The sequence below is a fragment of the Sphingomonas rustica genome (assembly GCF_039652585.1).
Classification (GTDB): Bacteria; Pseudomonadota; Alphaproteobacteria; order Sphingomonadales; family Sphingomonadaceae; genus Sphingomonas; species Sphingomonas rustica.
On record NZ_JBDIZK010000014.1, the window covers coordinates 22,471 to 43,132 of the forward strand.

At 70.1% G+C, this 20,662-nt stretch carries 10 protein-coding genes; 9 read left to right on the plus strand and 1 reads right to left on the minus strand.

The features are described from left to right. Positions 1-3: 3 nt before the first annotated feature. Genes TPR58_RS19880 through TPR58_RS19890 form a run of 3 tightly spaced genes read left to right on the plus strand, consistent with a single transcriptional unit; the run spans position 4 to position 9,696 of the window. The gene (locus tag TPR58_RS19880) at positions 4-5,721 is read left to right on the plus strand and encodes a two-partner secretion domain-containing protein (protein WP_346248505.1); all 5,718 of its coding nucleotides are present in this window, start codon (positions 4-6) and stop codon (positions 5,719-5,721) included. After that, on the plus strand, positions 5,721-8,831 hold the full coding sequence (locus tag TPR58_RS19885) for a CHAT domain-containing protein (RefSeq protein ID WP_346248506.1): 3,111 nt from the start codon (positions 5,721-5,723) through the stop codon (positions 8,829-8,831). Before TPR58_RS19880 ends, TPR58_RS19885 begins: the two co-directional genes overlap by 1 nt. 19 nt (positions 8,832-8,850) lie before the next feature. Continuing rightward, positions 8,851-9,696, plus strand: coding sequence for a CPBP family intramembrane glutamic endopeptidase (locus TPR58_RS19890; protein WP_346248507.1), 846 nt, complete (start codon positions 8,851-8,853; stop codon positions 9,694-9,696). Here TPR58_RS19890 and TPR58_RS19895 read toward each other — a convergent pair. Continuing rightward, positions 9,693-11,102: a M23 family metallopeptidase gene (locus TPR58_RS19895; protein WP_346248508.1), complete on the minus strand. Its 1,410-nt coding sequence runs from the start codon at positions 11,100-11,102 to the stop codon at positions 9,693-9,695. The genes TPR58_RS19890 and TPR58_RS19895 overlap by 4 nt on opposite strands. Positions 11,103-11,224: 122 nt before the next feature. On the opposite strand from TPR58_RS19895, the gene tssK reads away from it, so the two are divergent. The 6 genes from tssK to TPR58_RS19925 are packed head-to-tail and all read left to right on the plus strand — an operon-like array spanning position 11,225 to position 20,644. Then, on the plus strand, positions 11,225-12,565 hold the full coding sequence (tssK, locus tag TPR58_RS19900) for a type VI secretion system baseplate subunit TssK (RefSeq protein WP_346248509.1): 1,341 nt from the start codon (positions 11,225-11,227) through the stop codon (positions 12,563-12,565). Further along, the gene (icmH, locus tag TPR58_RS19905) at positions 12,562-14,025 is read left to right on the plus strand and encodes a type IVB secretion system protein IcmH/DotU (RefSeq protein ID WP_346248510.1); all 1,464 of its coding nucleotides are present in this window, start codon (positions 12,562-12,564) and stop codon (positions 14,023-14,025) included. Before tssK ends, icmH begins: the two co-directional genes overlap by 4 nt. A gap of 13 nt (positions 14,026-14,038) precedes the next feature. Then, positions 14,039-17,500 carry a type VI secretion system membrane subunit TssM gene (tssM, locus tag TPR58_RS19910; protein WP_346248511.1) on the plus strand — a complete coding sequence of 1,154 codons (3,462 nt, stop codon included), beginning with the start codon at positions 14,039-14,041 and terminating at the stop codon, positions 17,498-17,500. After that, positions 17,482-18,024: a type VI secretion system-associated protein TagF gene (gene tagF / locus TPR58_RS19915; protein WP_346248512.1), complete on the plus strand. Its 543-nt coding sequence runs from the start codon at positions 17,482-17,484 to the stop codon at positions 18,022-18,024. Before tssM ends, tagF begins: the two co-directional genes overlap by 19 nt. Beyond that, positions 18,021-18,785, plus strand: a complete 765-nt coding sequence (locus TPR58_RS19920) for a PP2C family protein-serine/threonine phosphatase (protein ID WP_346248513.1) — start codon at positions 18,021-18,023, stop codon at positions 18,783-18,785. Before tagF ends, TPR58_RS19920 begins: the two co-directional genes overlap by 4 nt. Next, positions 18,782-20,644 carry a serine/threonine-protein kinase gene (locus tag TPR58_RS19925; RefSeq protein ID WP_346248514.1) on the plus strand — a complete coding sequence of 621 codons (1,863 nt, stop codon included), beginning with the start codon at positions 18,782-18,784 and terminating at the stop codon, positions 20,642-20,644. The genes TPR58_RS19920 and TPR58_RS19925 overlap by 4 nt, the downstream gene beginning before the upstream one ends. The last annotated feature ends 18 nt before the right edge of the window (positions 20,645-20,662 follow it).

Sequence of the window (20,662 nt, forward strand, 5' to 3'; positions counted from 1 at the left end):
GACGTGACGAACGCTGGACCCACCCGGACATCGCGATCCACCACGCTTGAATCCCTGCTCTGGTCGACCGCGCTGGCGGGCACGATGGTGCTCGCCGCGCCGATGGCCCGCGCGCAGAACACCCCGTCGGGGCAGACCGTCGTGTCGGGCACCGCGACCTTCAACGGCAGCAATGCGTCGTTGCCCGGAACCGCGACCAACCTGGAGATCAACCTCCAGACGCAGAACACGATCATCAACTGGAACCGGTTCAGCATCGAGAACGGCAGCAAGGTCGATTTCAAGACGCCGACCACGGCGCAGGCGGCGGTGCTGAACCGGGTGATCGGAACCTCGGCCAGCGAGATCAAGGGTTCGCTGACCTCGACCCCGAATATCGACGTGTTCCTGGTCAATCCCAACGGCATCCTGATCAGCGGGACGGGCAATGTCTCGACCGGATCGTTCGTCGCCAGCACGCTGGCGATCAGTGATTCCGACTTCCTGTCAGGTGACCTGCACTTCACGTCCGGCCTGCTCGGGTCGACGGGCGTCCGACTGAACGGCGGGACGATCAAGACCACCGGAACCGGCCTCGGCCTGATCCTGCTCGGCAAGCAGGTGCAGGTGAACGGCACGGTCGATTCTGGGGCGCAGGACAGCGCCTTCGTCGCGGCGGACGACGTGACCCTGTCCTACTCGACCGGCAGCCCGCTCGCCATCCAGATCGACCGCGGCACCCCGATCGAGGAAGCGATGAAGATCGTCGGCGGCACGATCCGCGGACGCAACGTCTATTTCGCGATGGCGACGCGCAATTCGCTGACCGACTCGCTGCTCCAGATCGATGCCAACGTCACCGCGGTGGCCGGCACCAAGGGCATCGTGATCGTCGGCGGGCGATCGTCGGTCGACCCTGCAGTGAGCGTCACGTCGCTCCCGTTCTTCGCCGATCGGCCGGTCGAGGTGCGCGTGGGCGGCACGCTGACCACGACCGGCAGCGGCGGGGTGGCGATCGGCGGCACTGCCGACGTCACCGTCTCGGGTGCGGTGACGAGCGCCGGCCGATATACGGTCCGCGGGACCGAGGTGACGCTGGGCAAGGCCGGCGCCACGGTCGAGCAGGCCGCGGCGGGCGCGGTGTCGATCACGGCGACCGACGGCGATGTCATCGGCATCGGCAATCTGCGGCTGCGCGCCGATACCGACGGCACCGGCGGACAGAATCTGACGATCGACGCCGATGACGATATCGATTTCGGGCTGACCACGATCCTGGAGAGCGGCGGGGCGGGACTGGCGTCCGACCTCAACCTGTTCACCTCGAGCCGCGCGGATGCGATCCGGCTGGGCATCGTCCGCGCGCGGACGCTGGACGGCGGGCTGTCGGGCGGCGCGCTGGAAGGCAAGCTGGACCGGGTCGGCGGGAGCGGGGCGGGCGACGTGTCGGCGACCCGCTTCGAGCTGGGCGAGGGCGCGACGATCGAGGCGCGCAACCTGTCGTTCGACAGCCTGACCGGCGGCGGGACGATCGCGCTGACCGCAAACAGCCTGCGCGCCAATGCGATCACGTCGACCGGCGGTGCGGTATCGATCGATGCGGGCAGCCTGGCGGGGCTGAATTCGGGCACGCGGGCAAGCGTGACCGGGTCGGGGACGGTCGACATCGATGTCGCCGGTGATGCCCTGCTCGGCGGGATCCGCTCGACCGGCGGCGGCGTCGTGCTGGAGGCCGGCGCCTTCGACGTCACCAGCGTCCAGGCGGTGAGCGATGCATCGCTGGTCAGCCAGTCGGGCAATGCGCGGGTCGGTGCGCTGACGGTCGAGGCAGGCAATGCGTCGATCACTGCAGACGATGATGCGATCATGGCGGGCCCGGTCAGCGTGTCGGGCGATTACAGCGTGCGCGGACGCAATGTGGCGCTGTCCGGCGTCCAGTCCGCGGGGGGGGCGATCTCCGTCACCTCCGCCTCGTCCGGCCAGATCACCAATCCGGGAACGCTGACGCTGACCGCGAATTCGGACGGCGTCGGGACCGAGAGCCTGACGCTGAAGGGTCGAATGGCGCTGGGCGGCAACAGCCTGTTGCGCGGCGGCCCGGCGCGGGAATCGGCGGTCATCATCGACAGCGGGATCGCGAACGACATCACGCTGGGCAATGTCGAGGCCGCGTCGCTCACGATCGCGAACGGCGCGATCCTGAATGCCGATCTGACCATCGGCAACGTCACCACGACCGGCAATCTGTTGCTGCGATCCAATGATTCGATCGATGCGGGTGCGCTGACCTCGACCTCGGGATCGGTCGCGCTCCAGGCGCCGGTGCTGAGCACCGGGGCGATCAGCGCGGCGACGCTGGCGTCGCTGTCGGGCCGCCAGGTCGACTTCACCACGATCCAGGCGGCGACCGCCAACCTCAACACGACCGGTGGGGGCAGCGGCACGCGGCGCCTGCGCGGCACGTCGGTGACCACCAGCGGCGCGATGACGATCGCATCGGACGGCGGACTGGTCGATATCGGTACGCTCACCGCCGGCGGGACGCTCAACGCCCTGTCGGCGGGCGGTCTGCGCTTCGGCACGGTCGATGCCGCCGGCAGCGCGACGCTGCGCAATACGGGATCGAACAGCGACATCGTCATCACCAACCGGCTCGATGCGGTCGGCTCGGCAACGCTGGCCTCGGCGCGCGACGTGATCGCGACGACCCTGGGCAGCGACACCAACCTGACGGTGACCGCCTCGCGCGACGTGACCGGTGGCGGCACCAATCGCACCGCGATCACCGCAGGCGGCACGGCGACCGTCGATGCCGGCGGCCAGGCGCGGCTGGGCGGCGTCACCGCGAACCGCATCCTGATCGAGGGCGGGAGCGTCGACACCAGCGCATTGGCCAGCGCGACCGCGCTCAGCGTGCGCGCAACCGGCGGCAACGCGGTCGTCGCCGGGCTGTCGACCGCCAATGGCAATGCCAATGTCACCGCGACGGGATCGGCGCGAATTTCCGGGCCGGTGGCGGTCACCGGGACCTATACGGTGGCGGGCAACGGCGTCGTGCTGGGCGGCAGCCAGTCCGCGACCGGGGCGGTCGACATCACCGCGACGGGCGGGACGATCGGCAGCGTGCCGGGCCTGGTGCTGACGTCGAACAGCGACGGGGTCGGCGGTGAGTCGCTGATCCTGCGCGGTGCCGCGGACCTGGGCAGCGACAGCCTGTTGCGCGGCGGGCCCGCGCGCCAGTCTCAGGTCGTGATCGACGGCAGCGCGAACGGCAATTTCCGCTTGGGCGACGTCGAGGCGAGCACGCTGGTGATCGCTGGCGGCGGCCCGCTGAACGGCAGCCTGACCCTGGGCGAGGTGACGACGACCAGCGCGATCGCGCTGACGGTCAATGGCGGGCTGACCGCCGAGGGCCTGACGAGCGCCGGTGGCGGCATCACCCTGCGCGGGGCCGGCGGCGCGACGATCGGCGAGCTGTCGGGTACCGGACTGGACGTCGCGATGGGCGGCGCGGTGGCGGTGCAGCGCTTCACCGCGTCGGCCGGTGCGGCGCGCTTCGGCTCGTCGGGCGGATCGGTCACGATCGACAACGGCACGGCGACGGGCGAGATCCGCGTCCAGGCCGACGATCTTGCGAGCATCGGCACGGTGACCGGCAGCAGCCTGACGGCGGTCGGCGGCAGCGTGCGCGTCAACGACGCCCAGGTGACGGGCGCGGCGACGCTGAGTGCGGCGGGCAATCTGGTGATCGACCGGTTGACCAGCGGCGCGACCTCGCTGGTGGCGGGGGGAGACCTGACGATCGACGAGCTGACCGCGGGCACGCTGGCGGTCGATGTCGAAGGCGCGGCGCGGTTCGGGACCACCAACGCCCAGTCGCTGAGCGGCACCGCGGGCAGCGTCGCGGGCGGGACGATCATCGTGACCGGACCGGCCGGGCTGACCGTGACCAACGGGCTGACGCTCGCGCGGTTGAGCGCCGGCGGCGACGTGCAGCTTCGCACCGGCGCGGGCATGGTGATCGACCGGCTGGATGGTGCCGCGGCGTTGCTCGACGCGGGCACCGAGACCCGGCTGGGCACCGCCACGGTCAACAGCCTGACGGTGACCGGCGGATCGGCACGGATCATCGACGGCACGGTCGCGGGCGCAGCGTCGATCGACGTCGATGGCGCGATCGACATCGACAAGTTGAGCGCGGCGAGTGCGACGCTGAGCGGCGGCACGATCTTCGCCGACACGCTGGCACTCGGCAACAATCTGACGGTGACCGGCGGATCGGCCCGGATCATCGACGGCACCGTCGCAGGCGCAGCGTCGATCGACGTGGACGGCGCGATCGATATCGACAGTCTGAGCGCGGCGGGGGCGACGCTGAAGGGCGGCACCATCGCAGCCGATCGGCTCGCGATCGCCAATGCACTGACGCTGGACACGGCAGGCACCGCTACCCTGGGCACGGTGACCGCGGGCGCGCTGACCGCGACCGCGGGGGTCATCGATGCGACCGACCTTACCGCGACCGGCGCGCTGGCACTGACCAGCAGCGGTGCGATGACGGTACGCAAGGCCGGCGGCAGCACGATCACGCTGGACAGCGGCGGGCTGGCGACGCTCGGGACGATCGCCGGCGGCACCGCGGTGACCGTGCGCACCGCGCAGATCGACCTGACCGGCGAACTGCGCGCACCGACGGTGACCATCTCGGCCCGCACGCCGCAGGCAGGGATCCAGCTGGGCGGCACCGGCAGCGGCGCGGGCCAGACGCTGAGCCTGTCGGATGCGGAGATGGGTCGCATCAATGCCGATACCGCGGTGTTCGACGGCGGGACCGGCACGGTGACGATCGATACGCTGAATCTCGGCGCCAATACCGGGCGCAATCGGGTCGACATCCTGACGACCGGGGACGTGTCGGTGATCGGCACGGTTTCGGGCGGTGGCGCGGGCCGCACCTTCCGTATCGGCGGGAGCCAGGGTTCGGACACTGACCTGGCGCAGACGATCCGCATCGTCGCAACTGCCGAGGGCGGCGGCCGGCTGCTGTTCGGCGATGCCGATGTCGAGCTGCGCGCCGAGCGGATCGGCGTGGGTAACAGCGGGCTGACCGACACGCTGTTCGCCGGCGGCGGGCTGAGCGCCGCCGAGGCGGCGGCGCTGATCGCCGACTCCAACTCGGCGCTGTACAGCGCCCTGGTCGGTGGATCGCCCTTCATCCCCGGGCGCGACACGGTGCTGAGCGCCGGACGCCTGACGGTCCGGTTCAGCGAGTTCGCGCTGTTCCAGAATACCGGCCCGCGCGGGTTGAACACCGGCGTGGTGCTGGGCGGCAATGCCGGCGGGCCCGCACTGACGCTGTACGGACCCGGAACCGGCGCGCCCAGCGCGTTCGCGCTGTTCGGCACGATCAACGGCATCGGCGGCACATCGACCGCGATCCTGGGGTCGGGCGTGGTATCGGCCGAGGGCGTCGACTTCGCCAACGCCCGCATCAATGGGTGCGTCATCGGGTCGGCGGCGGGGTGTCTTACCACCACCATCGCCCAGCCGACGCTCAACGTGTTCGATCCCGGCCGCCTGATCGTGGTGCGCGGCGAGCCCGACTTCACCATCCCCTTCGATCCGGTGATCGGCAGCAACAACGAGGCGCTGTTCGCCAGCGAGGCGACTTCCGGCGGCCAGCCGACCGACTGTATTCCCAGCGAAGACGGGGGTTGCCGCCCTGTCCAGGAGAACCGCTAGTGCGCGAACGGACTTTCTTTGCCGGACTGATTTCCTGTGCAGGCATGGCGATGGTCGCTGCCCTTTCCGGCTGTTCCTCGGGCGCGCGGCCGAACACCCAGGTCGATACGGTGAGCCTGGGACGCAACGCGGCGAGCGAGCCGTGCAGCGCCAACCGCACCTGGAAGGATGCCGGGGCGACCGACCTGTTCGACAGCGCCTATGTCATCACCTGCCGCAACGTCGCGGCCAGCCGCGCGCTGGGATCGATCCGCGTCGTCGCGGAAAAGCCCGACTCGCTCGCCAAGGTGGATGCGCTGTACGAGTGCGGCCAGCCCGCCGCCGTGACGGTGGCGGGACGGGCGGGACAGGCGCGCCGCTGCACCGAGAAGGCGCTGGGCCTCGACTCGGTCCGGCTCGACGTGCCGATGGGCGACAGCCGGGTGATCGCGAGCGCGGACCCGTCGCTGATGGGACCGCTGGAGGAAGGCGTGGCGATCTTCACCGGACGCAGTTCGGCGACCGGCGATCCGCAGCGCGAGCCCAAGGCGACGATCGACATCGCCGCGCTGCCCGCCGGTCCGGCGGCGCCGGTCGAGACGGCAGGCGCGATCGACCAGAACAGCGCGCTGCGCCAGGGGATCGCGCTCAACCATAATGGTCGTCACGCCGAAGCCTCGCGCATCCTGAACGACGCGATCAGCCGGCTTCCCGCCGATGCCGATCCGTCGACCCGCGCCGAACTGCTGCTCGAGGCGGGGCTGGCCGATTCGAATGTCGGGTTCGAGGACAGCTCGCAGGCACGCTTCGCCCAGGCCGAACCGCTGATCGCCGAGTCGAGCCCCGAACGGGCCAGCTTCCTTCAGCGCAAGCGCGACTCCTATATCGCGCTCGACCTGCTCAACCGCCGCGATTTCCGCGGCGCGCTCACCGCGCTGAACCGGCTGGTCTCGGCGGATGCCAATGCCGGCGAGCCGCTGATGGACGTCTCCACCGTGCGACGGCTGAACCAGGGCGGATCCGACCGCGTGTCCGACGCGGTCGCCGTGCCCGACACCCGGCAGCTGTCGCAGCTGGTGCTCGACGCCCAGGCCAATTGGGCGCGCAGCGTCGCCTTTCTGGGGCTGGGCGACGAGGCCCGCGCGGCAAGCGCGCTGGATGCCGCCAGCCGCGCCTATCGCGCGCTGCTCGGCGAGCGGATCGACCCGACCCAGTCGCTGTGGCTGGGCGCGCGGATCGAACGCCAGCGCGGCCGACTGGCCGAGAAGCGCAAGGACTGGCCGACGGCACTTGCCGCATTCGACCAGGGCATCCGCTATCTCCAGCGCAGCGCCATCGGCAATCTGGGCACCGCCAGCGAGCCCGCCATCGCCGAGGCCCGGCTGGAGCGCGCGGGCGTGCTCGCGCGGAGCGGCGCGTCCGCCGACCAGGTTCGCCGCGACTATGCCGGCGTGGTCGATGCGCTGATCGCCGCCAATTCCAGTGGAACGATCGTGCCCACCGGCCTGGAAACCTATCTCGACCTGCTGGTCGGCGAAGCGGCGCGCACGCCGCGCGCCGATACCTATGACCTGTTCTTCCGCGCGCTGCAGGCCGGCGGCCAGCCGGGCGTGGCGCGCCAGCTGAACCAGCTGCAGACGGTGGTCGCCGCCGATCCCGCACTGGCCCAGCTGATCCAGGACCGGGCAGGCATCGAGCGCGACCTGACGCGGCTGCGCTATGCGCTGGCCGACAATGAGGAGACGCCCGGCGAATCCACGCGCACGCTGGAACAGCAGCGCGTCCGCGCCGAGGCCAGGTTGCTGGCGATCAATGCCGCGCTGTCGCGCAACCCGCGCTACCGCGCGGTGGACGACAGCCCGGCCGCGGTCGCCGACATCCGCGCGGCGCTGAAGCCGGGCGAAGGCTATCTCAAGCTCTTCCAGCTGAGCAATCGCCTGTACGGCATCTACGTCACCCAGAGTCAGACCTTCATCTATACGGTCGCCAAGAGTGCGGCCGAGCTGGACCAGGTCAACCAGGTGGCGAGCGCGGTCCGCGGATCGATCGACGGTCGCCTGCAGGACGGGCAGCTGGTCCCCTATGACGTCGCGCGTTCGCACGTGCTGTTCCGGATCGTCGCCGGACCCGCGCGCGAGACGATGATGCAGATGAAGGCGCTGATCGTCGACCCGGCGGGGCCGCTGACCACGATCCCGATCGGCGCGCTGGTGACCGAATTCGATCCCAAGGTCGTGCGCGAGGATCCGTTCGACTTCTCGCAGACCGCATTCCTGGCGGCGCGCAGCACCATTTCCACCGCGCTGTCGCCGCGGTCCTTCCTGGTGGCGCGCGACCTGGCGCCGTCGCATGCGCCGCGCGAGTTCATCGGTTTCGGCGCGCATATTCCGCCGGCGGTGGCGAACACGGACCGGGTGGTCGATGTCGGCTTTGGCTGCACCGTCGACTATAACCGGCTGGCCGTGATCTCGCGCGCCTTCACCCCGATCGACCGCCGCGAGCTGATGGTCGCGGCACAGGCGCTGGGCGACCCGCAGGCGCCGCTGGTCACCGCGGCGGACTTCACCGACACCGCGATCGAGCGCAGGGGCGACCTGAGCCAGTACCAGATCCTGCACTTCGCGACGCACGGCCTGCAGGAAGGCCAGTGGGGCTGCGCCAAGTCGCCGCCTGCGCTGGTCACCTCGTTCGGCGATGCGCAGTCCGACGGGCTGCTGAGCTTCTCGGAGATCGCGCAGCTTCGCCTCGACGCCAATCTGGTCGTGCTGTCGGCCTGCGACACGATCGCCGGCGTGCGCGACCAGGCGCTTGCCCGCGCATCGGGCCAGGAGGAATCGGGATCGACGCTGGAGGGGCTGGTGCGCGCCTTCCTGGCGGCGAATGCCCGGTCGGTCATGGCGACCTATTGGCCGGTTTCGGCCGAGCAGGAATCGATCGACCTGATGCGCGAATTCTATGCCGCGGCGCGCACCCAGACGATCGGCCAGTCGCTGCAGACCGCGCAGCGCACGCTGATGCGCGAGCCGAAATATTCGCACCCCTTCTACTGGGCGCCCTATTTCATCGTCGGCGACAGCACCAAGCCGATGCTGACCCCGTCTGCCCGCCCCCAGCTCGTGGCCGCGCGCTGAACCGAGCCCGGGACCGGCGATGACCAGCACCCATCCCGGCGTCACGGCGGGCGCCGCGCTCGTCCTTGGCGGCGGCGCGATGGCGGCGCTGCTGGGCGTCGGGCCGGGGCTGGTCGAGCGGCATCTCGTGCCGCTGCTGGGTGCCGGTGCGAGCGATGCCGCGGTCGAGACGCTGTTCGTCGTTGCGATCTTCGGGACGATCGCGGCGCTGGCGATCCTGGGCGGAACGCTGTCCGGCGTCCGCACCCTTGCCGCGGGCGGTGCGCCGGCACGCAATGCCGGCATTGGCGGGGCGATCGGCCTGGGCGGGATCGGGATCGCGATCAGCTATGCGGCGATCGCCGGGGTCGTCCGGTCGGGCGAAGGCAGCGGGGCCGTGCTGGCGCTGCTCGCCGGCGCGCTGGTGGTCCTGCTGCAGGTCGCCGCGGAGGAACTCTATTTCCGCGGCTTGCTGCAACCGGTGGTCGCGCGGGCATGGGGCAACGGCGCCGCGATCGGACTCGTCTCGGTGCTGTTCGCGCTGCTCCATCTGCTGGGCGGCGCGCTGTCGCCGGTATCGCTGATCAACCTGGTGCTGGGCGGGGTGCTGTTCGGCTGGCTGGCCGCGCGTAGCGGCGGGATCGCGGCGCCCATCGCCGCCCATTTCGCCTGGAACGGGAGCGAGCAGCTGATCTTCGGCCTCGATCCGAACCCGGGCGTCGGCCCGTTCGGGTCGGTCCTCGATCTCGACCTGGCCGGTGCGGCGCGGTGGGGCGGATCGGCCGAGGGCCTGAACGCAAGCGTCGGCATGATGATCGCGCTGCTGGTCGTGCTGGTCCCGCTGCTGATCGCCGCGCGCCCGACGCCGGAGGTGGCGCGTGCCTAGGCCCCGCCCGCCGCGCGCTGCGCATCGATCCGGTCGCGTTCCTTGCGGAACGCCTTCAGCGCGGATCCCGTCAGCGACTGACCGGTTCCTGTCTCAATGCTGAGCGGATCGACGGGCTGGCCATCGATATGGACTTCGTAATGGAGATGCGGGCCGGTGGAGCGGCCGGTCGTGCCGATCTCGCCGATCTGCTGTCCCTGCGACACATGGGCGCCCGCCTCGACGCCGGGAAGGATGCGGTTCATGTGGAGGTACAGCGTCTCCCAGCCATTGTCGTGGCGCAGCCGGACGAAATTGCCGTTGGCGCCCTTCATCCCGGCGAACTCCACCGTCGCGCTGCCCGAAGCATAGATCGGCGTTCCCGTCGGGGCGGCGAAATCGGTGCCGCGATGCATCTTCTGATAGCCCAGGATCGGGTGGGTCCGCATGCCGAACTGCGACGTGATCCGGGCCGAATCGACCGGGGTGCGCATCAGCGCGCGGACGGTGCTGAAGCCATTGCCGTCGAACCATCCGGCCTCGCGCTCGCCCGGCGGGACGAAGCGGTACAGGGCGCGCGACTTGGTCGCGGTCTGCAGCGAGACATAGACCAGCCGCGGCACGCCGACCGGCTCGCCCGACGGATTGTAGCTTCGTTCGAACGCGACCTCGAAGATGTCGCCCGGCGCGACTTCGCGCTGCATGTCGAAATCGAAGCTGAAGGCGTTGGCGAAGTCGCTGATCAGGCTGTCGATGACGCCGGCGGAGACCGCCGAGCTGTAGAAGCTCTTGCTGTCGATCTCGCCGCGCACCACCGTGATCCGGGTCTTCAGCTGCGCCGAAAGCTGGCGGCCGGTGAAGCCGCCGTCCGTGCCGCGCTGGAGGACCAGGCCGGCCCCATCGGCGCGCGTCGCCTCCAGCGCGGTGAGGATCGCGTGATCGCCGCTGCTGCGCAGGTCGAAGGTCAGCCGGACCTCGCCCGCCCCGGTGCCCAGCGCGCCCAGCACCCTGGCGGCCGCGTCGCGAGCTTCGTCGGCGACGATTCCGGCGGAGAGCAGGGTCTGCTCGAGCTCGCCCGCGCCGGCCAGCACCAGGGTGCGCCGGCTGGAAAAGCCCTGAGCGCCGTTTTCGGCGGGGGGCAGGGCGGGCCGTTCGGCGACCGCCGCGGGGCGATCGTCGCGAGAGACATAGGCGGCGGCGGCACCTGCCAGGTAGAGCAGCGCACCGGCACCGATCGCGATCGGCAGGGGGCTGCGGCCGCGCAGTCCCCGCGGGGTCCGGGACGGGTCGCGGGGTTCCGGCGGGCGGGTGCGCTCCGGCGCGGAGGCGCTTGCGCTGCCGGCATCGGCGGGCGGTTGCGGCGGGGTGGCCGGCGGCGCCGGAATCCATGTCCGCGGATCGAACGAATCCTGATTGCGATCGTTCATGCCGAGTGGCCTTCAGTCTTGCGTAAAAAGCCGCTGCGCGGCCCTCGAACCCGCAGTAACCTTGCTTTATCGAATTCGGAAGCTGTGCTTAAACAGGTTAGCGTCGCAGGAGTGAGAAGCTGATGGCCGGGAACAACCGAGTGGCCTGGCGCGAAGGGATGTTTCTGCGCCCCCAACATTTCCAGGCGCAGGACCGGTTCATCGATGCTCTGGTGCGTGCGCGGGTCGGCAGCGTCTGTCCCTGGCCCTGGGGATTCACCGAACTGGTGATCGACGAGGACCTGGCGAGCCTCGGCAAGTTCGGCGTTACGCGCGCTTCGGGCGTGCTGCCCGACGGCACCCCCTTTGCGATTCCCGACGACATGCCGCCGCCCGAGCCGCTCGACGTGCCGGCCGAGGCGCGGGATTCGATCATCTACCTGACCGTTCCGGCGCGCCAGAGCGGCGCGACCGAATTTCGCGATGTCGAGAGCAATGCGATCGACGCCCGCTTCCTGGTCGACGAGCGCGAGACCGCCGACGCCTTTTCCGATGATCGCACGACTGAGCCGATCGACTATGGCCGGCCGAACCTGCGCTTCGGCATCACCCGCGACCAGATCTATGGCCGGGTGACTTTGGGCATCGGCCGTGTGCGCGAGGTCCATAACCGGCGGCTGATGTTCGACGACCGCTATATCCCGCCGACGCTGGACAAGAGCGCCGCCGCGCGGCTGCGCGGGGCGGTGAGCGATATCCTGGGCCGGGCCGAGCAGCGCGCCGAGGAACTGGCGCTGCGCGCGGTCGAGGCGACCGATGGCGGGGCCGAGACCTTTGCCAGCTTCCTGCTGCTCCAGTCGCTCAACCGCTGGGTTCCGGTGCTGCAGCACAATGACCGGCTGCCGATGGTCCATCCCGAGCGGCTGTACGAGACGCTGATCGCGATGGCGGGCGAGATCGCGACGATGATCCGGCCCGAGCGCAAGCCGCCGCCGCTGCCGCTGTACGATCACGAGAATCCGCAGACCTGTTTCGATCCGGTGATCGACCTGTTGCAGTCGATGCTTGCCGCGGTGTTCGACCGGTCGGCGGTGCAGCTGCCGCTCGAGAATGCCGGGCCGGGCGCCTATGTGTCGAAGATCACCGACCATAATCTCTATCAGCACGGCTATTTCTATCTGGCGGTCGCCGCCGCCGCGCCGCTCGACGAGATTCGCGGGCTGTTCCCCTCGGTCGCCAAGATCGGGGCGATCCAGAAGATGCGGCAGATCGTCGACAGCGCGCTGCAGGGCGTGCCGCTGCGCCACACGCCGACCCCGCCGCCGCAGATCCGGGTGCTGCCGGGCTATGTCTATTTCGAGCTGGACCGCGGCGTCGCCGACTGGCGCGATTTCGCCTCCGCGCCGGCGCTGGGCCTGCATGTCGCCGGCGACTGGCCGCAGCTGCAACTCGAACTCTGGTGCGTGAAGAGGGCCGGACGATGAGCAACGAGGGCGACGACGGCGCGAACCGCACCGTGTTCCGCCCCTCGCCGCTGCAGGGGCTGCGCGGTCGCGGCAATTCGGGCCAGTCGCAGGACGCCGGCGGCTGGGGCGCGCCGCCGCCATCGTCCGGGTTCGGCGTCCCCGGCGGATCGCCGCAGCCGTCGGACGGCGGCAACCAACGCTATGACGCGCCGCCGCCGCTGTCGCGGATCGGCCCGGCGCAGCAGGGCGTCCGGCTGGATCCGTCGCGGCTGGCCGAGGACGATGTTCCGCGCCCCGCCACCGAGCGCAAGGTCCGCAACATCATGCTGACCGAGGCGGCGCCGGTGCTGGCGCTTGCCGCCGGCATGCGCGCCGGACGGGTGCGCGCGCCGCTGCCGCAATTCCACCGCGAGGCGACCCAGCTGATCGCTGCCTTCGACCGGGCGATCGCGCCGCATTACCGCGAGGAAGTGCGCCAGCGCGCCAAGTACGCGGTGTGCGCGACGATCGACGATATCGCGCAGAACCTGCCCAATGTCGGCACCGACGGCGCCGAATGGGCGCGGCGATCGATGGTCGTCCAGTTCTTCCAGGAAAATATCGGCGGCGACCGCTTCTGGCAGCTGACCGAGGACATGCTGCGCACGCCGGCCGACAATCGCGACATCATCGAACTCTATCATGCGTGCCTGGCGGCCGGGTTCGAGGGTCGTTTCCGCGTGATGCCCGACGGGCGGCGGCGGCTGCACGAGATCATGTCGCAGCTCCAGGGCGGGCTCGAGCATGTGCGCGGCCTTTCCGGCACCGAATTGTCGCCGCACTGGCGCGGCGAGGCGGCGCCGCTGCGGCGGATGGGGATGTGGAACCTGCTGGCGCTGGGCGCGGCGGCGGCCGCGGCCCTGCTGCTGCTGGTCTATATCGTGCTGCGGCTAGTGCTGATGTCGGGCGCGGAGGCGCCGTCCACCGCCCTGTCGGGCGTCGCGCCCGAGGATCGGCTGACGCTGTCGCGGCCCGGCGCCGCGATGGCGACCGGCGACAGCGCCCAGGCGTCCGCGCTCAAGAAATTCCTCGAGCCCGAGATTCGCGAAGGGCTGGTCACCGTCGAGGAGGATGCCCAGACCGTCCGGGTGCGCACCACCGTCGGGCAGCTGTTCCGTTCGGGTTCGGACCAGCTGGAGCCCGGGCGCGAGGCGCTGTTCCGCCGGATCGGCGAGGCGATCGAGCGCGAGAAGGGCGGCGTGCTGATCGAAGGCCATGCCGACAGCGACCGGGTCGCGTCGTTGAGCTTCCCCGACAATATGGCGCTGTCCGAAGCGCGGGCGAAGACGGTCGGCGACATCATCCGCGCGACGCTGAGCGATGCGGGCAGGGTGACGATCAAGGGCATGGGCGAGACCGTGCCGATCGCATCGAACGGTTCGGCGGACGGCAAGTCGAAGAACCGGCGCGTCGAGATCATCGTGCCGCGGCGCTACTGACGGGGGATCCGGGATGCGTGTGCTGAAAAACTGGTGGTTCGTCACCATCACCTGCGCGCTGCTGGTGGCCCTGCTGCTGGCACTGGGACTGCCGTTGTTCGTCGCCTTCCTGCGGCCGCTGTGGATCCGCATCACCTGCGTCCTGGTGGTGGCGGCGATCTGGGGCCTGTTCGCCTATCTTCGCTATCGCAAGGCCAAGAAGGCGGCGGATGCGCTGGCGGCGGAGATCGCGCCCGATCCGGGCGACGAGGAAAGCCGGGCGCTGGGCGAGCGGATGCGCAGCGCGGTGGCGCAGCTGAAGTCCGCCTCGGGCAAGCGCCGCAACTATCTCTACACCCGCCCCTGGTACGTCATCATCGGCCCGCCGGGCGCGGGCAAGACGACCGCGCTGCTCAATTCGGGCCTGCGCTTTCCGTTCGGCGACAGCGCGGTGCGCGGCGTCGGCGGCACCCGCAACCTCGACTTCTGGTTCGCCGACGAGGCGGTGCTGGTCGACACGGCCGGACGCTACACGACCCAGGATTCGGACCAGCATGTCGATTCGCGCGGCTGGACCTCGTTCCTGTCGCTGCTGCGCAAGCATCGCCCGCTCCAGCCGGTCAACGGCGTCATCATCGCGATCGGCGTCGACGAACTGCTGGGGTCGGACTGTGCGCGGATCGACGCCAATGCCGCCGCGGTCCGGCGCCGGCTGAGCGAGCTGCGCAAGACGCTGGAGATCAGCGCGCCGGTCTATCTGCTGCTGACCAAGGCCGACCTGCTGGCCGGCTTCGTCGAATATTTCGAGGATCTCGACGTCGAGGGGCGCCGCGCGGTGCTGGGTCACAGCTTCGCCCATGGCGAGGGCCGGCCGACCTCGGAAATGGCGGCGCGGGCGTTCGATGCCAGCGCGCAGGCGGTGGCGGACCGCCAAGCCAAGCGGCTGTTCGAGGAAGTCGATCCGCTGCGTCGCGCGCTGCTGCTCGGCTTCCCGGCCCAGCTCCAGTCGCTGCGGTCGCGCCTGGTGCGTTTCGTCGACGGCGCGTTCACCGCGGGCGAGGACGCCAACGGCATATTGCGCGGCTTCTACTTCACCAGCGGCGTGCAACAGGGTGCGCCGCTGGATCGCATCCTGGCCGGCATGGCCGACATCTATGACCGGCCGGTGGAAAGCGCCGGTCGGGCCGGGTCGGGCCGCGCCTATTTCCTCAACCGCCTGCTGGGCGATGTCATGTTCGGCGAGTCCGGGCTGGTCTCGATGGATCGCGCCGCGCGGGTGCGCCAGCGCACGCGGCTGATCGGCGGACTGACCGCGATCGGGCTGGCGGTGCTGGCGGTGTTCGCCTTGTGGGGCGTGAGCTTCGCCAACAACCGCAGCTTCCAGGCCGACCTGCTGGCGCGGATCGAGGTGGCGCGCGGGCAGTTGCGCGAGGCCGGGATCGACATGAAGCAGGTGCGCGCCAGCGACGGCGACCTGCGCGCGGCGCTGCCCGCGCTCGATACGCTGCGCACGCTGCCGCGCGGCTATACCGCGCGCAAGCAGGGCGGACCGCCGCTGATGTGGACCTTCGGCCTGTACCAGAGCAGCCTGAGCCAGGAGGCCGAGGAAAGCTATCGCGAGGGGCTGAGGCGGGTCATGCTGCCACGGCTGATGCTGCGGCTCGAGGACTATATGCGCGGCCATGCCGGCGACGCGATGGCGCTGTACGACCCGCTCAAGGTCTATCTGATGCTGGGGCAGCAGGGGCCGATGGATGCCAAGCTGGTCCAGCGCTGGATCACGACCGACTGGGCGACCGAAGTCTATCCGGGTGCCGACAGCGCGTCGGAGCGCGGGCGGCTGGCGCAGCATCTCGCCGCGCTGCTCGAGGATCGCAATCTCGCCAGCGTCTGGGCGAATCGCAAGCCGCCGCTGGACGGTGCGCTGGTCGCCTCGGCGCGCGGCGCGATCGGCACGCTGTCGCTGGCCGACCGCGCCTATGCGGTGATGAAGCAGAAGGCGGTGACCGCGGGCGCCGACTGGGAGGCGGCCAACGTGCTGTCGCAGGGCGACGCGCTCGCCTTCGCCAATCGCGACAAGGTGCTGTCGGTTCGCGTCCCCTATTTCTTCACCCGCGAGGGGTTCGAGAAAAGCTACACGCTGGGGCTCGCCACGGTTCAGGAAGACCTGAAGCGCGACCTGTGGGTGATGGGCGGCGACGCCGAGACCGGCGGGGTGCGCGAGGAGATGAGCAATATCCGCCCGGGCGTGGCGGGCCTGTACGCCAAGGATTACATCGCCGCCTGGGAAGGCGTGATCGCGGCGATGAAGCCCGGCGACTATTTCCGCGACGCGGCGGCGTTCGGTGCGGTGACCAAAAGCCCGTCGCCGCTCAAGCGCGTGCTGATGGAGCTGCGCAAGAACACCAGCTTCAAGGGCGGCGCCCGGGCGATCGGCAACCGGATGGTGCAGGATCGCATCAACCGGTCGCGGGTCGGCCGCTATGCCCGCGACGCCACCGACGGGCGCGCGGCGGGCCTGGATGCGGGAAGCGAGATCTCCAGCTATTTCCAGCCGATCCACGACTATGTCGGCGATGGCAGGAGCACCGCGCCGATCGACGAGTTCGTCGCCGCGCTGAAGGAAGCGGGCCAGGCGGTGATGGCGGCGCGATCGGTCGGCGGCGGCGGCGGATCCGACGCGACTCAGGCGCAGATGGCGACCGCGATGGCATCGGTGAAGGCCGCCGCAGCCGGTGCACCGCCGCAGCTCCAGGGCTTCGTCAAGGCGGCCACCGGCGGCGGATCCGACGCGCAGCTGAGCGCCGCCAAGGGGGCGGTGTCGGAGGCCTATGCCCAGTCGGTGCTCCCCGCATGCCAGGAGGTTGCCCAGGAGCGGTTCCCTTTTTTCGGAGCGGCCGACGCGGATGCGCCGGCGGTTGAGATGCTGCGGGTGTTCGGCATGGGCGGCACGATCGACGCATTCGTCCAGCAGCGGCTGAAGCCGCTGATCGACACCAGCGGTCCGGTGTGGCGCTGGAAGTCGGACGATCCGGTCGCGGCCGCGCTCGACCCGTCAACGCCCGAGCAGTTCGCCAAGGCGGCGCAGATCCGCGACCTGCTGGCCGGCGGCCTCCCGATCAAGGTCTCGGTATCCAGCTTCGGCAGCGGGGTGAGCGCGGTCGAGGTCTCGAGCGGCGGATCGAGCTACAAGTTCGACGCAGCCACCAACACGCCGCGCCCGCTGCTGTGGTCGGTTTCGGGCGGGCTGCCCCAGGCATCGGTCGTGCTCTTCCAGGCCGATGGCAAGGAACTGCGTCGGTTCGAGGCCGAAGGACCCTGGGCGCTGTTCCGCCTGATGGGCAAGGCGGACAAGGAAAATGCCGGGGCGCAGGCGATCCGCGCGCGCTTCGGCGAAGGCGGGCTCAGCGTGACGCTGGCGGTCCAGCTGCCGTCGCAGCACAACCCGTTCAGCCGCGGCGACCTGTGGTCGTTCCGGTGTCCGTCGGCGCTGTGAGCGCGGTCCGCCTGTTCGGCAAGCTGCCGAGCCATGGCGATTTCGTCGTGCGCGGCATGGCGATGCAGGATCGCGACGCGCTGGACGCGTGGCTTTCCGACAGTATCGCCGACGCGCGCGAGACGCTGGGGGACCGGTTCGAGCCGCTGTACGACAGCGCGCCGCCCTGGCGCTTTGCGGTGGCCGGGGAGGTGGGCTGGCTGGCGGGGGCGCTGGTGCCGTCGATGGACCGGCCGGGACGGCGATTTCCGGTGTGGCTGGCGCTCGACGGTGTCGAGCTTGAAGCGGCGGGGGCGGCTGCGGTCGCCTGCGAGGAACTGCTCTACCGCGCCTTTGCCGAGGCGTGGGATGCGGACCGGGTGGTGGCGGAGGCAGCGGCGCTGACGCCGACCGAGGGCGAGCCGGCGCCGGAGCGTGCATCATGGTGGACCGGCGGCGGGATCGATTTCCCGCCCTCGACAATTCTGGGCGAGCGTCCGCGGCACCTGTTCCGCGCGATGCTGGCATCGGAGGAACAGGCATGAGCGCACCTCTCCGCGTCGAAAGCGTCGGCGCGACGCATGTCGGCCTGAAGCGAAAGAACAACGAGGACAGTTACTGCCTCCGGCCCCAGCATTGCCTGTGGGCGGTGGCGGACGGCATGGGCGGGCACGAGAATGGCGAATGGGCCTCGGCCCGGATCACCGAGGCGCTCGACCGGCTGGTCATTCCTGACGCGTTCGACGACGCCTGCACCGCGATCGCCGATGCGGTCCACCAGGCGAATGCAACCCTGTTCGCCGAGTCGCAGTCGCGCGGGGTGCGGATGGGATCGACCGTGGTCGTGCTCTATCTGAACGGCGCCCGCTTCGCGCTGTTCTGGGTCGGGGACAGTCGCGGCTATGTACTGCGCGACGGCACGCTGCACCAGCTGACGCGCGACCACAGCCAGGTGCAGGCGATGGTCGACAAGGGGCTGATCACGCCCGAGGAAGCGGTGGGCCATCCGATGTCGCATGTCCTTGCCCGCGCCGTCGGGGTTCAGCCGGGCCTGGAGATCGACGTCGTCGCGGACGATGCCGAGCCCGGCGACATCTTCCTGCTGTGCAGCGACGGGCTGACCGCGCGGCTGTCCGACCCCGAGCTGGCGGCGATGCTGGGCGAGCGCGCCGATGCGGGTACGCTGGATCGGTTGATCGCAGCGACGCTCGACCGCGGCGCGCCCGACAATGTCACCACGGTGCTGGTCGGGGTCACCGAGGCGACGGCATTGACGCTGAACGGTCCGGGAGAGCTTGCACGATGAGCGGCGACGACAAGCCCGACGAACCCAGGACCGTGTTCGTGGCGGGCGGCGACGCCGCGACCGAGTTCCAGCCGGCCGCCACCGGACTGCCGCCCGGCACCGGGCCGGTCACCCGCAGCGATGCCAAGAGCATCCAGGTCGGCGACGTGCTCAACCATATTTTCGAGGTGAAGCGCTTCATCGCCCGCGGCGGGATGGGCGAGGTGTTCGAGGGGGTGAACGTCAACGCCGACGAGCGCGTCGCGATCAAGGTGATGCTGCCGGCGCTGGCGGCGGACGAGAACGTCATCTCGATGTTCCGCAAGGAAGCGCGCACGCTGACCCGGCTGCGCCACGATGCGCTGGTCCATTACCGGGTGCTGGCGCAGGAGCCGCAGCTCGGCGTGCTCTACATCGTCACCGAGTTCATCGACGGGGTGAACCTGTCGACCGTGCTGGGCAAGATCCAGCCGAGCCAGGGCGAGCTGGCCGCGTTCCTCCGGCGGCTCGCGTCGGGGCTGGATGCCGCGCACAAGCTGGGCGCGATCCACCGCGATATCGCGCCCGACAACGTCATCCTGGAAGATGGCGACCTGCTGCGCGGCAAGATCATCGACTTCGGCATCGCCAAGGAAATGGACCCGGGCACCGCGACGATCGTCGGCGACGGCTTTGCCGGCAAGCTCAACTATGTCGCGCCCGAGCAGCTGGGCGATTTCGGGCGGGAGATCGGGCCGTGGACCGATGTCTACAGCCTCGCGCTGATCGTGCTCGCGCTTGCGCAGGGCGGCGATGTCAAGATGGGCGGATCGCTGGTCGATGCGGTCGACAAGCGCCGTGCGGGACCGGACCTGTCGGCGGTCGAAGAGCCGCTCCGATCCCTGCTGGCGAAGATGCTGCGACCCGATCCGGCCGAGCGGCTGCGGTCGATGGACGAGGTCCTGGCCGAGCTGGCGCGGCTGGAGGCGAACGAGAATCTGCCCGTTGCGCGGCGCGGGCGGGGGCGGCTGTTCTGGGGCCTGGGGATCGCAGCCCTGCTGGCGGTGATCGCAGCCGGCATCTTCTATCTGATGCGGACGCCGGTCGAGCAGACGAAACCGGGAAAGGCACCGGCGACCGGACAGAATCCGACCGACATGGCGCGCAGCGCGATCGACGCGGCGCTCCCCTCGGTCAGCTGCACCTGGCTGCGCATCGTCGACGTGACCGAAAGCAAGTCCGGCCCGGCGGTGAAGCTGACCGGGGTCGCGGGCAACCCGTCGTCCGCGCAGAACGAGATTTCCGAAGTGCTCGCCCAGCGCAACATTCGCGGCGCCAGCATCGATTTCAGCGAAGTCGCCCAGATCACCCAGGCGGGCTGCGCTGCGCTCGACACCTATCGCCAGATCCGCGCACCCGATTCGCGGCAATTGTCGGTGCCGCAGCGCGTGTTCGAGATGCGGACCCAGCCCGACGATCCGTCCCAGACCGGCTATCCCGGTGAAAAGGCGGCGAATGTCGTGCTGCAACTCGGGATCGAGAATCCCAAGACGGACTTCGCGCTGATCGGCATCGAGCCGTCCGGCGTGATCGATCCGGAGTTCGCCGGGCCGGGCACCGGCGTGCTGGGGCGCGACCAGCTGAAGGCGATCGCCAAGCAGAGCCGGATCGTGACCGATCGCGGCGACGACACCTATCAGATGCAGCTCGACGTCAACCATCCCGGCTGGTCGGGGGTGTTGCTGCTGACCGGAAAGGGTCCGTTCGACCCCGCGCTCATCGCCCCGGCGATCGGCGCGCGCGGCCCCGAATGGACCAACAAATTCGTGTCCGAAGCCGCCGCCAAGGGCTGGCAGGCGCAGATGGTGTGGTTCAAGACGGTCGACGAGGTCCGCGAATAGCGTTCGGAGCCGGGTTGG

Bases quoted from the DNA above. Each gene is read 5' to 3' on its own strand.
- TPR58_RS19890 (WP_346248507.1), top strand. From the start codon at position 8,851: ATGACCAGCACCCATCCCGGCGTCACGGCGGGCGCCGCGCTCGTCCTT.
- TPR58_RS19895 (WP_346248508.1), bottom strand. From the start codon at position 11,102: ATGAACGATCGCAATCAGGATTCGTTCGATCCGCGGACATGGATTCCG.
- tssK (WP_346248509.1), top strand. From the start codon at position 11,225: ATGGCCGGGAACAACCGAGTGGCCTGGCGCGAAGGGATGTTTCTGCGC.
- icmH (WP_346248510.1), top strand. From the start codon at position 12,562: ATGAGCAACGAGGGCGACGACGGCGCGAACCGCACCGTGTTCCGCCCC.
- tssM (WP_346248511.1), top strand. From the start codon at position 14,039: ATGCGTGTGCTGAAAAACTGGTGGTTCGTCACCATCACCTGCGCGCTG.
- TPR58_RS19920 (WP_346248513.1), top strand. From the start codon at position 18,021: ATGAGCGCACCTCTCCGCGTCGAAAGCGTCGGCGCGACGCATGTCGGC.
- TPR58_RS19925 (WP_346248514.1), top strand. From the start codon at position 18,782: ATGAGCGGCGACGACAAGCCCGACGAACCCAGGACCGTGTTCGTGGCG.